14 protein-coding genes are annotated in these 15,352 nt (G+C 62.0%); 4 read left to right on the top strand and 10 right to left on the bottom strand.

Annotation, left to right across the window (positions count from 1 at the left end; all coding sequences use genetic code 11):
• The first annotated feature begins 36 nt into the window (after positions 1-36).
• The gene (locus tag ACOSV0_RS34530) at positions 37-1,230 is read left to right on the top strand and encodes a phytanoyl-CoA dioxygenase family protein (protein ID WP_434112287.1); all 1,194 of its coding nucleotides are present in this window, start codon (positions 37-39) and stop codon (positions 1,228-1,230) included.
• An 8-nt stretch (positions 1,231-1,238) separates the two neighbouring features.
• Here ACOSV0_RS34530 and ACOSV0_RS34525 read toward each other — a convergent pair whose 3' ends face one another.
• Positions 1,239-1,880 (bottom strand): MAPEG family protein, encoded by a 642-nt coding sequence (locus ACOSV0_RS34525; protein WP_434112285.1) that lies wholly within the window; start codon positions 1,878-1,880, stop codon positions 1,239-1,241.
• A 403-nt stretch (positions 1,881-2,283) separates the two neighbouring features.
• Positions 2,284-2,574 (bottom strand): hypothetical protein, encoded by a 291-nt coding sequence (locus tag ACOSV0_RS34520; protein WP_434112283.1) that lies wholly within the window; start codon positions 2,572-2,574, stop codon positions 2,284-2,286.
• A gap of 110 nt (positions 2,575-2,684) precedes the next feature.
• On the opposite strand from ACOSV0_RS34520, the gene ACOSV0_RS34515 reads away from it, so the two are divergent.
• A complete protein-coding gene (locus tag ACOSV0_RS34515) occupies positions 2,685-3,650 on the top strand; it encodes a GlxA family transcriptional regulator (RefSeq protein ID WP_434112281.1) in 966 nt (321 codons plus the stop codon).
• A 28-nt stretch (positions 3,651-3,678) separates the two neighbouring features.
• Here the strand turns inward: ACOSV0_RS34515 and ACOSV0_RS34510 are convergent, their stop codons facing one another.
• Genes ACOSV0_RS34510 through ACOSV0_RS34500 form a run of 3 tightly spaced genes read right to left on the bottom strand, consistent with a single transcriptional unit; the run spans position 3,679 to position 7,320 of the window.
• On the bottom strand, positions 3,679-4,581 hold the full coding sequence (locus tag ACOSV0_RS34510; RefSeq protein WP_434112279.1) for a metal-dependent hydrolase: 903 nt from the start codon (positions 4,579-4,581) through the stop codon (positions 3,679-3,681).
• Between the two features lie 40 nt (positions 4,582-4,621).
• Positions 4,622-6,436: an SDR family oxidoreductase gene (locus ACOSV0_RS34505; RefSeq protein WP_434112277.1), complete on the bottom strand. Its 1,815-nt coding sequence runs from the start codon at positions 6,434-6,436 to the stop codon at positions 4,622-4,624.
• Positions 6,437-6,447: 11 nt separating this feature from the next.
• The gene (locus ACOSV0_RS34500; protein ID WP_434112275.1) at positions 6,448-7,320 is read right to left on the bottom strand and encodes a M24 family metallopeptidase; all 873 of its coding nucleotides are present in this window, start codon (positions 7,318-7,320) and stop codon (positions 6,448-6,450) included.
• 276 nt (positions 7,321-7,596) lie between these two features.
• Between ACOSV0_RS34500 and ACOSV0_RS34495 the strand changes: the two genes are divergently transcribed.
• Positions 7,597-7,950, top strand: a complete 354-nt coding sequence (locus ACOSV0_RS34495) for a DUF1428 domain-containing protein (RefSeq protein WP_408392867.1) — start codon at positions 7,597-7,599, stop codon at positions 7,948-7,950.
• Between the two features lie 50 nt (positions 7,951-8,000).
• On the opposite strand, the gene ACOSV0_RS34490 is transcribed toward ACOSV0_RS34495, so the two are convergent.
• From ACOSV0_RS34490 to ACOSV0_RS34480, 3 genes are all read right to left on the bottom strand, one after another.
• Positions 8,001-9,086, bottom strand: coding sequence for an alpha-hydroxy acid oxidase (locus tag ACOSV0_RS34490; RefSeq protein ID WP_434115990.1), 1,086 nt, complete (start codon positions 9,084-9,086; stop codon positions 8,001-8,003).
• 184 nt (positions 9,087-9,270) lie between these two features.
• On the bottom strand, positions 9,271-10,695 hold the full coding sequence (locus tag ACOSV0_RS34485) for a pyridoxal phosphate-dependent decarboxylase family protein (protein WP_434112273.1): 1,425 nt from the start codon (positions 10,693-10,695) through the stop codon (positions 9,271-9,273).
• Between the two features lie 105 nt (positions 10,696-10,800).
• Positions 10,801-11,493 (bottom strand): NnrU family protein, encoded by a 693-nt coding sequence (locus ACOSV0_RS34480; RefSeq protein ID WP_434112271.1) that lies wholly within the window; start codon positions 11,491-11,493, stop codon positions 10,801-10,803.
• A gap of 430 nt (positions 11,494-11,923) precedes the next feature.
• Here ACOSV0_RS34480 and ACOSV0_RS34475 point away from each other — a divergent pair, with 430 nt between their 5' ends.
• Positions 11,924-12,592 carry an RraA family protein gene (locus tag ACOSV0_RS34475; RefSeq protein WP_434112270.1) on the top strand — a complete coding sequence of 223 codons (669 nt, stop codon included), beginning with the start codon at positions 11,924-11,926 and terminating at the stop codon, positions 12,590-12,592.
• 164 nt (positions 12,593-12,756) lie between these two features.
• Here ACOSV0_RS34475 and ACOSV0_RS34470 read toward each other — a convergent pair whose 3' ends face one another.
• Positions 12,757-13,791, bottom strand: a complete 1,035-nt coding sequence (locus ACOSV0_RS34470) for an L-idonate 5-dehydrogenase (RefSeq protein WP_434112269.1) — start codon at positions 13,789-13,791, stop codon at positions 12,757-12,759.
• A gap of 366 nt (positions 13,792-14,157) precedes the next feature.
• Entirely contained in the window at positions 14,158-15,270 is a 1,113-nt protein-coding gene (locus tag ACOSV0_RS34465) for a porin (protein ID WP_434112266.1), read from the bottom strand.
• Between the last annotated feature and the right edge of the window lie 82 nt (positions 15,271-15,352).

Here is a 15,352-nt window from a genome sequence, read left to right as displayed (position 1 = left end):
GAAGGCTATTGTTGTGGCAAGACAGAAGGAGACACCATGAAGGCCACCGACTCGCATCACGCCGCCCCGATACGCCATGGCTACCGGGAGCAGGATTGCAGCCTCCAGGACTTCGCCGCTGCACTTCGGCCCCGTCCTGATGACGACCGCCTGAGGTTCGCCGCTGCGATCGTCGACCACATTCCGGTGTACGACTGCCGTGAGCTTGGCCGTGCCCTCGAAGATGCATCGCGACGCGCGGACCTGCAGAGCGAGTGGGCGAACGTATTGAACGTAGGAGCGGGCGTGCTCGTGCTGAAGCGCGTTTATGCCGACACAGCACCGGTCGATGAAGCGACAAAGGTCTTCGAGTCGCTCATCCGGGAAGAACGCGAAGCAGGCAGCGCCGCGGCAGACCATTTCGCAAAAGCGGGCGCGAATGACCGTATCTGGAATGCGCAAGAAAAGCTCTGCCTGCGCGCGCCTGCGGTGTTCTCCCGCTACTTCGAGGCCACAGCGCTTTGCGCGATCGCCGAGGCATGGTTGGGGCCGCACTTTCAGATGACCTCGCAGGTCAACGTCGTACGACCCGGTGGACAGGCGCAACAGGCCCATCGGGATTACCACCTTGGATTCCAGACCGTGGCGGAAGCCGAGCGCTATCCGCCTCACGTTCATGCGATATCCCTCTTTCTCACGCTGCAAGGGGCGATTGCTCACAGCGACATGCCTGTGGAAAGCGGACCGACCAAGCTGCTCCCATACTCGCAACGCTATGCCGAGGGCTACCTCGCATGGCGTCGTCAGGACTTCCGCGACTACTTTGAAACGCACTACGTGCAGTTGCCGCTCGAAAAGGGCGATGCGCTGTTTTTCAACCCCGCGCTCTTCCATGCAGCCGGTTCGAACCGCACGACTTCTGTTCAGCGCATGGCCAATCTCCTGCAGATTTCCTCGGCCTACGGCCGGGCGATGGAGTCGCTGAATCGCACGAAGATGTGCGAGGCGCTGTATCCGGTCTTACTGGACCGGATGCGTACAGAAAACATCACACAAGAAGGGGCCGACGCGGTGATTGCGTCGTGCGCCGAAGGTTATCCGTTTCCGACAAACCTCGACAGGGATCCGCCGCAAGGTGGGCTGGCGCCGGAGAGCCAGCAGGGACTATTTCGACGTGCGCTGGCAGAGCGTTGGAACGCGGACAGATTTGCAGCGGCCATTCGTGAACAGGCTGAGCGGCGCGAGGCTTGAGGATCGAATCAACTCTCTTTCACCGGCCGCGTCCCCCAGAACAGCACGGCCTCGACCGCGAAAAACATGGCAAGCGGTACGATCGCCCCCACGGTCCCCGCGATCTCGTGCCCAAACCGGCTCGTTACATAAAGCAGCACGATCATGCTGAGCGCCATGCCCGGCGCCCCGAGTCCGCGCATCGCCGCGCTGCGATGGTAGCCGAGCCAGAACGCGGCACGCGCGACGATCCAGACCACGGTTGTGGCCACGACCGCGCGCATGGACGCGCCGTCGGGACAGTAAGCGGCGAGGCCGAAGAGCGATGCCGCAAACACGATGATCTGTTCCACTGTGTTCTGCAGGTATCGTTGATTGATGCGCAACCTGTGTGTCTCGTAGCCCACTAGCGGATCGAACGCGGGTGAGGTCAGGCGCTCATGCGCGACGGCTTCGACGCCCGTCACCAGGCAGAACAGCACGGCAACACAGAAGCATTTGAGCGTCAGCAGCATTCGCGCGCCGAGGCTGTCCATGCCCTGCAGCGGCGACATCAAAGAATCGACGCCAAGCCACAGCGCCAGGGCAAACAGCGAGGCGACCGCGATGCCGGCAATGCCGACAGCGCGCTGTCGGCGAAAGTCGGGCGCGGGATGGGCCGGAGCAGTCATGGATTGTTCCTCCTGGCGTTTCGTAGGGCGGCATCGGGCGCGGTCTGCGCGTTTGCCTCGTGCGATCGCTAGTGTATTGCGTCGCCCCTGTGCTGTGCACCTTGCGAACTGAGGGAGTTTAATCTGGCCCGAACCCGGCTTCCGTCTTGTCGAGGATCTAACTAAAACAGCTTTCGCCACGGGTCCTGTTTCTGCATATCGGCTCGCGTATTCACTTCGATCAGGACGCCACCAGGCGAGCGTAGTCGGGACCCACAGTTGGGCCCGACTACTGGTGCCGGAACTTACCCGGCGTCAAGCTGTTCGGCGTGAGCGCATGCAAACCCGCCGCCTTCCTCAACGCGGAGGTTCTGAGGATTTACAAGTCCAGCGCCAGACTGGACGACACTCATGGCGTATGAGTTCACTGGTTCTGAATCAGCCGGCCAAGTGGGGCAAGCGGGCCGACCTGCATCAGTTCGTAGGTCATGAGGCCGTCGGCCACCAGTGGCAGCATATTCAGTGTCGCCCTGGCCTGCTCGATCGACTCGACGTTCATCAGAAAGATCGGGCCGGCCTTGTCGCGAAACCAGAACTGCTCGACTTTGCCCTCGAGATAGAGCTTGAGTGTGGCCGGGACCTCGTTCGGCATGTGCTGCTGGAGCTTGTCGGGTGTGAGGGTCGGTTGCGCGGATGCGATGGCAAAAACTTTCATGAGCGATCTCCTTGGTCAATCTTCGTTGCGACGTGCAACGGGAGTCACTGTAGCCTTCGAACGCAAAAAGCTGTATCGTCGTAAATGACAACTTTAAGGTCATTTACGCCATGCGAATTTCCATACTCGTCCTCGAAGGTTTGTTCGACACGGGCCTTACCGTCTTGCTCGACGCGTTTTCGCTCGCGAATAAATTCTCGGCCGGTCAAATGGGCGGAACACCTCATTTCGATGTGTCGATCGTAGGCATGCGCAAGCGGGTCCGGACCGCACAGGGACTGATCGTTCCCGTGCAAGCTGTCACGGCAGGCCTGACGCCGGACTGGGTGGTCGTTCCGGCGCTGAGTACAGGGACGCCGGAGCAACTGGTCCCGGCACTCGGGCGAGCGGATGTGAGGAGCGCCAAGGCGCAACTGTTGAAATGGCATGCGGAGGGCGCGCGTATCGCCGCGTCCTGCATCGGGACGTTCCTTCTGGCGGAAACCGGGCTTCTCGATCATCAGGAAGCGACTACGACCTGGTGGCTCGGTCCGCTGTTTCGGCAGCGCTACCCCAATGTTCTGCTCGACGAATCCCGCATGCTTGTGCCATCAGACGTGGGGGTGACGGCCGGCGCCGCGATGGGACATCTCGATCTCGCCCTGTGGTTGATACGCAGGGCCAGCCCGGAACTGGCGGCCGTCGTCTCACGCTACCTGCTTGCGGACATACGCTCGTTGCAAGCGCCGTACATTATTCCCAATCATCTGGCGCAGGCCGATCCGCTCATTCTGGGTTTCGAGAAGTGGGCGCGTGACCATCTCAAGTCCGGGTTCTCGCTGCAGGATGCCGCCGGCGCATTGGCAACGAGCGCGCGCTCATTGCAACGCCGTTGCCAGGAGGTGCTCGGCAAATCGCCGCTGGCCTATTTTCAGGACCTGCGTGTCGAACGCGCGCAGTCTCTATTGCATGGCAGCGGCATGGATATCGAGGCCATCGCGGCCGAAGTCGGTTACGTCGACGGGGCGACGTTGCGCACACTCTTGCGCCAACGTCTGGGAAAAGGTGTGCGCGATCTTCGCGCCGACCTGCGCTAACCGCTTGATTCGAGGGTAGTGCGCCGTATCAATTCGCCTCGCGCACCCAGTTGCCTCCATGCGCCGCAGCCTGTGCAGCCGGCGACGTTGCAAGATAAGCCAGCGCCTGCTCGGTGGAGCCTTCGTGATGCGGCGTATAGCGCGGATTGAAATAGCGTAGCGCTGCCGCGATCATTTTCCAGAACGACGGCAGGCAACCGCGTCGCGAGCCGGCGCGCCAGGCGAGGATAAAGCCTCGGTACGGGCCGGCCTCGGGATCGCGCTCATGCATGAAGCGCGCGCCGCGGGTCAGAAAGTACAGCAGAAGCATGACGGTCGAGAGCATGTGAAAGCACCGTTCGAAGTAAGTGCCGCCCATATGCCGGAAGATGTCGAAGGCGACGGTGCGGTGTTCGACTTCTTCGGCGCCGTGCCAGCGCAGCAGGTCGAGCATGGTCGGATCGGCGTGCGCGGCATCGAGCCCGTCGGCGTTGAGCACCCAGTTGCCGAGATAGCCAAAGAAGTGTTCCAGTGCGGCGATAACGCCAAGCTGCTGGCGCAGCCAGAAACGCGTTTTGCCGATTTTCAGCCCAAGCGGTTGCTCGCCGAGCAGCTTGCCGAACAGCCAGTCGAGTTTCCGGGTGAAGGGCTGTGTGTCGATGCCGTGGGCCTTGTAGTAGTGCGTCAGCACCCCGCCGTGCGAGCGCGAATGCACTGCTTCCTGTCTGAGGAACCCTTGTGCGTCGTCGTGCAATGCCGGGTCGGTGATGAGCGGCAGCGCCTTGTTGTAGACGCGGCAGAACCACAATTCGCCGGCGGGGAACAGCAGGTTCAGCACATTGATGATGTGCGTGCTCGACGGGTCGCCGGGAATCCACTGGATTGGCGTTTGGCTCCAGTCGAACTTCACATGGCGAGCCTTGATCTTGTATTGCATTTGTTCCTGGGTCATGACGGTCTCCGGCGTCCGGTTGGCGATGTCCGCGCTGATCTCAGCGCGGCACCATGCTGATGCGGGCGAGCACCCGGCCGAGCCAGGGCAGATGGCGCGAGATGAAACGCATGGAATGCGCTTCGATGCCGATCGCCACCACAGGCTTGTTGCGCAATACCGCGCGGAGCGCTGCCTTCGCCACCGTCTCGGGTTGCAGGCCGCGCATCTGATAAAGCTTCGTGGCTTTCTGGCGCATGCGTTCCTGGTCCTGGGCGCTGGTGCCGACGTATTGGGTCGAGGCCATGATGCCGGTCTCGGCGAAGCCCGGGCAGATCGCGCTGACGCCAATGCCGTGTTCGGCGAGTTCTCCGCGCATGCATTCGCTCAACATCAGCACGGCGGCCTTGGTGGTCGCATAGGCGGGAAGGTCGCGCGAGGGCGCGAAGGCTGCGGCTGATGCGGTGTTGACGATGTGGCCGCCCGTGCCGCGCCTGACCATCTGCCGGGCGAACAGGCGTGCGCCGTGAATGACGCCCCACAGGTTGACGTGGAGAATCCGTTCCCAATCTTGTGCCGAGGTATCGAGCACGCCGCCTGCCATGCCAATGCCTGCGTTGTTGACCACGATATCGGCACCGCCCAGTTCCGTCCCGACCCAATCCGCCAGCGCTTCCATCTGCTCGGCGCTGCCCACGTCGACCTTGCGTGCGTGGGCCTGTTGGCCCAACAACCTGACGAGCGTGGCGGTGCGTTCCGCGCTGACGGTGTCGATATCGACTGCCACTACCGACGCCCCTTGCTTCGCGAATTCCAGTGCAATGCATCGTCCAATACCGCTACCCGCGCCGGTCACGACCGCGAGCTTGCCGCCCAGCGCTTTGCGTGAGGCGTCCGAACTCGCGGCGTGCATACGGGCGCGTTGCAGGGTATCCGGTTCGGGGCCGCCTTCGGCGTGATGGACGAGCTCGCGCACCATCTGCGCCATCTGTTCGGAATGGGTGACCGGCACCCAATGCCGCGCGACCAGTTCGCGGCGCCAGTATGTCGGCACCCATCGCGAAAGATCTTCGGACAGCGCCGGGCTGACGTATTTGTCCAGCGTCGGCACGATCACCTGGACCGGTGCGTGCGCGTAGCGCTTGCGCGGCGTGAACAGGCAGCGGATGAAGTTGGCGCGGTACAGCGATACGCCACGTATGCCGTCCTGCGTTTGTGTCGGCCGAGGCACGATCGCTGTCTTCTCCACACGACGCAGCACTCGCGGCCACGCGCGGCCGAGCCACAAGCGCCAGGTCAATCCAGGGAGCACCGGCAAGTGGAACAGCAGGACATACCAGGAGCGCATCAACTGACCCGCGAGCTTGCCGATGGAGCGTGGAGTGGGGCGCAACAGCCGCGCCCGTATCCAGTAAGCGACGTGGTCGAGACACGGACCGGAACACGACGTGTACGAGGCAATGCGTCCGCGCAGGCGTTCTTCGGTGACGAATTCCCAGCCCTGGATCGAACCCCAGTCGTGCGCGACCAGATGGACGGCGCGTTGAGGGCTCACGGCGTCGATGACGGCGATAAAGTCGTCGGTGAGTTTGTCCAGCCGGTATGCCGATGTCCGCTTTGGCGCGGTGGATTGGCCCGCACCGCGAACGTCGTAGGTAACCACGTGGAAATCGTTTGCCAGCAGCGTGGCCAGCGCGTTCCAGACTTCGCTGTTGTCGGGGTAGCCGTGCACCAGCATCACGGTCGGCCGGGTGGGATCGCCCCACGCTCTCGCGGCGAGCGTGACGTCGCCCGAATGCACGGTGAAACGGGTGGAACGTGCGGCCGGCGCCGCCTCATAGAGTGCGGGCGGCACGGGTTCGCTCAGGAGCTGCATGCGGGCCTCCATCATGCAGCGACCAATGCCTGCCTGCGCTGCGCCCAGCGGCGCACGTGCGGCAGGTCGTCGTCGAGCCAGTAGGCGTCGTCGTCGGTGATGACGAGCAGTTCTTCGAACTTGGCGCCCACCCCCTGAAAGCCGAGATGCGGCTCGACAGCCCACAGGCCCGGCGTCGGCGAATGATCGGAGCGGCGATCAATCGACCACAACGGCGACCAGCCTTCTTTCCTGCCCGCGCTAACCTGGTCGAGCACGAGATTGCGCGTGGCGTTCAGGCCGAAACGCGCGACGAAGCGCGGCTTGGCGGGGTTGTGCAGCTTCGCGACACGGTGCGCAAGGACCTTGAACGGATAGGCCTTGTGGCGCGGCTCCACACCCTGTTTGCGGCACAACTGGTCGACCGCGCGCGCTACGTCCGCGAGCGTGCGCCGTTGTTTCACCATGCTGACGATCAGCTCGCGGTGTTCGGCCAGATCGTCTTTCAGTTGCTCGAGAATGGGATTCGTGCCGACGCAGGTGGCGTAGCCGACATCGGCGATGACGCCGTTCAGCACCGGCGCCACGTCGAGAATGACCGGCATGTTTTCTTCCAGCCGGCGCGAACTCGGAAAGAACGCCAGGTTGAAGCCGGCCATATGCGACAACCCCGAAAACCCCTCGAAGGCGGTACGGTCGCCGAACCAGGCGAAGGGTTTATGTAGCCAGTCGCGCACGCCGTGATCCTGCAACCATTCGGTCAGCAGGCGAGCCGCGTCTTTTTCCGTCATGCCCGGCTGGAGCATGCCGCCGACGCTCTCGACGCACCGATAGGCCAGTTGCTGGACTTCGCGGAACTGCGCCAGTTCGTCCACGTTGACGTCTGGAATGGCTTTATCGCCCATACCTGCCTCCCGAATATGCTGTCCGACGGCGTGTGGCGATCCGTCATGGTGACATTTTTTATTGTTACATTGATTGATGTAACGATTGGATGCTACACCATGAGGCTTGCCCGTCCACTAGTTGTTTCCCCTGGGGCCAGGCGGAAGACGGCACGACTGCGGTCGATTTCGCCGGCTCTCGTTCGTCGTGCTTATAGGACGGTGGTGCGGTGATGTCAGATGAGGCGTTGCCGCTTTCCGCCCCTATTCGACTGTTAACCAGAAAGGAGCGCGTTCATGACTTACGTCGATGGATTTGTCGTGCCGGTAGCCACAATCGACCGCGAAAAATACATAAAACAGGCCGCCATGGCCGCGGGCGTCTTTAAGGAGAACGGTGCGTTGCAGGTGGTCGAGTGCTGGGGGGACGACGTGCCGGAGGGAAAGCTGACTTCGTTTCCGATGGCCGTCAAACGCAAGGATGACGAAACGGTGGTGTTTTCGTGGGTCGTCTGGCCGTCGCGTCAGGTGCGGGATAAAGGCATGAAAGCCGTGATGGAGGACCCGCGCTTGCAGCCAGACGTGAACCCGATGCCTTTCGACGGCAAGCGGTTGATCTACGGCGGCTTTGAGGTAATCGTGGATGTGTGAGGGGAAAACGGGCTGTGCCGGTCGGCTTCCGGCACAGCCTTTATCGCGTTTTAACGGCTGCGAGGCAACAGGATTCGCCCGTCCACCTGACGGATATCGGTGTGGCCGCAAAAGGCCATGGTGATGTCCAGTTCCTTCTGGATGATCTGCAGGCACTGCGTGACACCTGCCTCGCCCATCGCGCCCAGACCATACAGAAAGCTGCGGCCGATCAGCGTTCCCTTGGCGCCGAGCGCAACGGCTTTCAGCACGTCCTGTCCGCTGCGAATGCCGCCATCCATCCACACTTCGATGCGCGAACCGACTTCGCTCGCGATCTCGGGGAGTGCGGAGATCGACGAGGGCGCACCGTCGAGTTGACGGCCGCCGTGATTGGAGACGATCAACGCGTCAGCGCCGCTGTCGGCGGCAAGGCGCGCATCTTCGACATCCATGATGCCTTTCAGGATGAGCTTGCCGCCCCACAGCTTCTTGACCCACTCGACGTCCGCCCAGCTCAGCGACGGATCGAACTGCTCCGCGGTCCACGAACCCAGCGACGACAGATCGCCCACGCCCTTCGCATGACCGACGATGTTGCCGAAGGTGCGCCGCTTCGTGCCGAGCATGCCGAGGCACCAACGCGGCTTGGTCGCGAGATTGACGAGGTTCGCGGCGGTCAATTTGGGCGGCGCCGACAGCCCGTTCTTGATGTCCTTGTGGCGTTGGCCGAGGATCTGCAGATCCAGCGTCAGCATCAAGGCGCTGCATCGCGCCGCGCGAGCACGCTCGATCAAACGCACAATGAAATCGCGGTCGCGCATCATGTAAAGCTGGAACCAGAACGGCTTGCCGGTTGCAGCGGCAACGTCCTCGATCGAGCAGATGCTCATGGTGGACAAGGTGAACGGCACGCCGAACTTTTCCGCCGCGCGCGCCGCGAGGATTTCGCCGTCGGCATGTTGCATACCGGTGAGTCCCGTCGGCGCGATCGCGACGGGCATGGCGGCCTCCTGGCCGACCATTTCCGTGCGCGTGCTGCGGCCGGCCATGTTGACCGCGACTCGCTGGCGCAGCTTCAAGTGCTGGAAATCGCTTTCATTGGCGCGGTAAGTACCCTCGGTCCACGAGCCGCTGTCGGCGTAGTCGTAGAACATGCGCGGTACACGCCGTTGGGCAAGCTGGCGTAAATCTTCGATGCAAGTGATGACAGGCACGGTTTCTCTCAGCGCGGGGAACAACGGCGAGTGTAGCAGTCACTACAGCCGGCCTGAAGGGTGACGTTCAAAAGACAACGCTCGAGGTCTGGCTTCTCACAGTCTGAGACGTCCGGTGCCGATCTCACGCGCTGTTCCGTTCTCGCAATACCCGCGCTACTGCTGCGACTGCCCGCGCCACATCCTGCGCGTTGGTTTGCCAGTTGCACACGGACACCCGCATGCAACGCTTGCCTCGCCAGGTCGTGTTGCTGAATAGCGCTTCGCCGCTTGCCAGCACCGCGCTGGTGACGGCGTCGGTCCATGTGTCGTGGTCTTCTTCGGTGGCTTCTGGGCGCTGGTCCAGAAAGCGGACCAATCCCTGATTGATTTGCGGCTCCCACACCAACTCAGCGCCCGGAAGCGCGGCGATACCCGTCGCCAGACTATGCGCTGCATCGCAACAACCGTCGATCAGCGCGGCGACGCCGTGACGGCCCAGTTGCCGCAGCGCGGCATAGGTCGCCACACCTCGCCCGCGACGCGACCAATCCGGATTCCAGTCTTTCTGTTCGCGAACCTGATCGTTGTGCGAGATATAGCTGGCCTCGTAGGACATTGCATTGCGATGCGCCTCAGGATGGGCGACAAAGGCAAAGCCGCTGTCATACGGCACGTTCAACCATTTGTGTCCATCCGTTGCCCACGAATCGGCATGCTCGACGCCGGCCAGCAAATGTTTATGGCGCGCGCTGACGTTGGCCCACAGGCCGAACGCACCGTCGACATGCACCCATGCGTTGTAGCGATGCGCGAGCGGGATCAGGTCGGTGAAACGGTCATACGCGCCAATGTTGAGGTCGCCCGCCTGCAGCAAGACGATCGTCGGCGTGTCGGGGGAATCCCGCAGCGCCTGCTCGAGCGTTGCCGCTTCCAGTTGACCGGCGTGATTGACCGGCAGTCCTGTCAGCACGCCTGTTCCCATTCCAAGCAGGCGCGTTGCGCGCGTGATGCTGCCGTGAAATTGATCGCTGCTCAGGATGCGGATTTTCGGTGCGCCGAACAGGCCGTCTCGTTCGACGTCCCAGCCCCGGCTCGTCAGCAATGCGTTTCGTGCTGCCGCCAGCGCGGTGATGTGTGCCATCTGGCAACCGCTGGTCAGCGCGAAACTGGCGTGAGCCGGTAAGCCAAGCAGATCTTTTAGCCAGTCGCCGCAGGCTTCTTCAATAACCGCCTGGGCCGGGCTGCATGCGTACGATGCAGCATTCTGATCCCAGGCGCTGGTCAGCCAGTCCGCCGCCAAGGCGGCAGGCAACGAGCCGCCGATGACCCAGCCAAAAAATCGGCCACCCGCACTGCCTGCGATACCTCCGGCTGTGTCGGCGACCAGTTCGTCGATCACCTGCTCGGCTGGCATGGCCTCGCTGTTGAGCGGCTTCAGCAGACGTTCGCGCAGCGTTTGCAGACTTGCGCCGGCCGCAACAGGACTATGGTCCAGACTGTCCAGATGCTCCAGCGCGTGGCTCAGCGCATGCTCAAGTGCCGGGCGAAAAGCGGAGGTGTCGTTCATGCAAATTTCCAGATTCCAGAAAAGATGTGGCGACGCAATAACGTGCATCGCCGGCGGCGCGCTACCGTTGTATTGCCTGACAGCTTGAATTAGCTTGAATTGCGGCTACAGCCAGCGCCAGATGCCCGCAGCCCAACCGGCAGCGGGGATATGCGCCCAGGTCGCCACGAGCCAGACGACGAGGCCGCCCAACAGCGCGTGCAAACCGAACCCGCCCAGCCGCGCGCGGCCGGCGGCGATCGCGGCGAACGGCAGGTAACTCGTCTTCGATTCCCAGACGGGCCACAGATCGGGCTGGAGCTGTTCTTTCTTCCGGTCCTGCAATGCAGCGCCGACGAGCGCGAGGACGACGATAGCCGTTGCGACAATGATGTTCTTGGTCACCGGGAACACGGCGATGTGGCACAGCCCCCAGAGTGCGAACGACCACATCATCGGATGACGCGTCACCGCGTACACGCCGAGCGCCACCTCCGGGAACGGACCGGGCTTGCCGCCGGTGGGCAGCGCCGGGTTGCGGATCAGAGAGCCTAGCAGGAGGATTGACGCGATCAGCATGAGCACGGTCGCAACTGCCCAGAGTCCGTTGCCGACCGGCCAGAGCGATTCCGTCAGGGGCGCCTTCCGGTAGGCCACGACCAGCCAGCCGAGCGTCAGGAAAGCAACCAGCGAATAGACGACCGTGAACCCCAATTCGCCGATTGCGCGGACCAAAGGCTTGCGCAGCGGATGGGACAAGACAAAGTGACTACCTACGAAGGCGATTGCCGCCGCCGCAACTGCGTTGGTGCTTCCCATTGGCCCGGCTCCTTAAGTCATGTCGCCGGCTGACGGTATTGCCTATTGTCGACGGCGTGGTCGTGGTAAAGGAATTTCCAGTTGCCCTTGTCTTTGATCTTACCGCAATGGAGCCTGGAAAAATGACGGCTGCGTTCACAATGCGACTCAACCGGCAACTCGGCCTGAACGCTGATCTCAGCGCCTGACCTTCGCCGCGCCAGATCACGATTGATCTCGCGTCTGCCATGTCCTCGCGCACATCGAACAGCAACGAAAGCGTGCGTTTCATAAGCGTTTCCTATCGTGCAAGAACGAACCCGTCTTGGCGCGATTGGCAGGGGCGATATACCGTTATATCCGTGTTTCAGCGGCTGCAAGGAAGGCAGTGGAGAGCGCTTCGCTATCCTGCACGAGCCGCGCCCCTTACATTCAGACGCGAAGATCGACCATGTACAAAGCCATCAGGAAAAACCCTTCGGCGCCTCAGGCTGCCGACGCGGTGCTTACCGCATTGCGTGACATCCCCGTCTCCGCGCTCAGCGATAACATGCATCGCAACATCGGCAGTGTGGGACTCCAACCGTATCAACGGCCCGGCAAGAAGACGATGGCCGGCACGGCAGTCACGGTGCGTTCGCGAGGCGGTGACAACCTGACTTATCTGCGCGCCCTGGAGTTTTGCCGTCCGGGCGACGTGCTGGTCGTCGACGCGGGTGGTGATCTCAACAACGCGGTGGTCGGCGGCATTCTGTCTTTTTACGCTGCGAGCATCGGTGTTGTCGGCCTGGTGATAGACGGTGCGATCCGCGATGTCGCTGAAATCCGCGATCGGGATTTTCCGGTTTACGCGCGCGGCGTCACGCACCGTGGACCGTATAAAGATGGTCCCGGTGAAATCAATGTGTCCGTGTCGGTAGGCGGGATGGTGGTCAATCCGGGAGATATCGTTGTCGGCGATCAGGACGGCTTGCTGGCCATTCCGCAGGACGACGCCCAGCATGTGATTGAAAAGGCGCTAGCGGTTCTGGAAGCCGAAGCCGAAACCATGCGGGCGATGAAAGAAGGCCGCTGGAACCGGGCGTTTATCGACGCGCTCGAAGCGCGATGCAATAACTGAGCTGAGCACCGGTTGGAGAATAGGGCAAGAGCCGGCGTTTGCAACATGCAGACGCCGGTTTTTTTATGCGTGGACTATGCCGGTAGACGTGAGCGTGGTCGATACGAATGGCGTGGCGACGATCGCGAATGACCGCATGATCGCCGCCCTATACCTATACGCCGTCAGTCGAACGTCATCAGCACTTTCATGGATTTGGAGCGATCGCCCGCGGTCTGGAACGCTTTGACCGAATCCTGATACGGAAAAATGCCTGAGATCAGGGGCTTTACGTCGATCAAACCTTTGTTGAGCAGCTCGACGGCAACGGCGAATTCTTCGTGGAAACGGAACGCGCCGCGCAGATCGAATTCCTTCGCGACAATCACGTTGATCGGCAAGGCGATGTCGCCGCCGAGTCCGACCTGGACGATCACGCCGCGTGGCTTGAGCACGTCGAATGCGCCGCGCAATGCTGCTGCATTGCCGCTCGCCTCGAACAGAACGTCGAAGCTGCCCTTGTCGGCTGCAAACGGTTTGAGTGCGTCCGGTGTCTCGGCGATGTTGATCGCGATGTCGGCGCCGACCTTTTTCGCGCTGTCGAGCGGTAACGTATTCACATCGGTCACGACGATCGTCGCAGCGCCGGCCCTGCGCGCGGCAGCCACGATCAACGCGCCGATCGGCCCGCAACCTGTCACCAGCACACGCTTGCCGAGCAGCGGTCCCGCGCGTCGTACAGCATGCAGTGCAACAGAGAGCGGCTCGGCCATGGCGGCTTCCGCATCGCTCAACGAGTCCGCTACGACGTGCGCCTGTGAACGGTCGATCACGATCTCCTGCTGGAAGGCGCCTTGCACGTGCGGCGTGCGCATGGCGCTGCCGTAGTAGCGCATATCCAGACAGTGATTCTGCAGCCCTTGCTGGCAGTACTGGCACAGGCCGCAAGCCCGGCTGGGACTGATCGAGATCCGCGTGCCGACCGGCATGTCCGTCACGCCGGGCCCCACCCGCGAAACGGCGCCGGAGACCTCGTGGCCGAGCACCATGGGTTCCTTGATCCGGATCGTGCCGAAACCGCCGTGATTGAAGTAGTGAAGATCGGAGCCGCAAATGCCGCCCGCGCGAACGCGGATGAGCAACTGGTTGGCTTCCGGTTCGGGCGTCGGGATGTCCTCGATGCGCAAATCGAGCGGTGCGTGAATGACAAGTGCATGCATGGTAGGGGCCTGTAACGGTGAATGCGGGATCAGCACGCTATACGTTAGCGTCCCGGCGCCCAGTCGACAAAGACCAAAGTTGTCTGGGCCGATAGTCGTCGCTTATGGATGCTCGTTCGTGCGCCGTATGGGCCTCCAGAATCGGCATGCAGGCGATCGGCGACGCTCGCAGGATACTTCTGCTTCGGCACGCAGATGAGCGGGACGGGCGGGATGGGCGGAATTGACGGATCGAGGTCCAGCTTTTGATGCATGGGATCGTGCATGGACGATCGGGACAAGGCTGCGTGTCCCGATACGGGTTGACTTTCGGAGCGGTCTGATCGGCATCGGGCGACACCGGTCAGACCTTCAATACAGTCAGTTTTAGAACTTGTGACGCAGACCGATGCTTGCTTCGAACAGCGAGTTGTAGCCATAAAACGGCTGGTTCGAACCGGACGCGGCGGCGAGGGTCGTCCATGCGCCGGTGAGGTGGTTGTAGTCCACGCCGACATAGACGTCGGTGCGCTTGCTCAGGAAGTAATCGAGCGTCGGACCGCCGGTGATGCGCGTGCCACTTTGACCCGCATGATGGACGAAGTCGATATAGAACGGCAGATCGAGCACGAGTGCCGGCGTGATGTAGTACTGCACCGCGGTGGAGAACGAGTCGTTGCGATAATCGGCCGGGTAGACGTGGCTATAGATATACGAACCGAACACCTTCGCCGCGCCGAATTTATAGGTTGCGCCCGCGGTGAAGATCTTTTGCGAGCTGTCCGGGATCGTCACGCCGAAGTAGGTGCTGCCGTAGGCGGTTGTCGCAGGCGTCAGGCCGCCGATGTCGTTGACGACCTGATAGGCCGCGCCGACGCTCAACGGACCGTGGTCATAGGAAAGGCTGATGGCCGGCGACGAGTTCTGGTGAACACTGCCCGCTACCCCGCCAAACGTATACGCGCTCTTGAGGGTGAAGCCGGCGAGCGTCGGCGAGGTATAGCGCACGGTATTGTCCAGACGGCCGCCGCCGGTCAATCCCGCGCCCTGAAAGCCGAGGGTGGCGGTGTAGTTGGCGAACGCATAGATATCGTGCGTCCAGCCCATTTCATGCACCAGCGTGTATTGCCGGCCCAACGTCAACGTGCCGTAGCTGGTGCTGCTCAGCCCCACCAGCGCGGTGCGGCCGAACAGACGCGCCGTACCCGACGGCGTGGACTGTTGGGTCACACCGGTATTCGGTGTGAAGCCACCTTCGAGTTGGAAAATGGCAGCCAGGCCGCCGCCGAGATCCTCGGTTCCCTGCAAGCCCCAGCGGCTACCCTGGATTTCTCCGCCGCTGCCCATCGTGAAAAGCTTCCCGCCGGATTTGTTCTGGTGGGTGTCGAAACGCACCGCTTCATCGATAATGCCGTATAAGGTGACGCTCGACTGCGCATGCGCAACTCCGGAGAGTGCCAGTCCAATTCCAGTTAGTATGCCTAAAGTATATTTTTTCACGAATAGATCCCCTTGCAGATTGACGAAAAGTAGAAAGCTCCAAACCGACTGCCGCGTCCTATCGGCGCGGCATGTCTTTTTT

This window comes from Paraburkholderia caffeinilytica, from assembly GCF_051027425.1.
GTDB lineage: Bacteria > Pseudomonadota > Gammaproteobacteria > Burkholderiales > Burkholderiaceae > Paraburkholderia > Paraburkholderia caffeinilytica_A.
The sequence above is the reverse complement of the archived record's forward strand: the minus strand, read 5'-3'. Positions and strand labels throughout refer to the sequence as shown.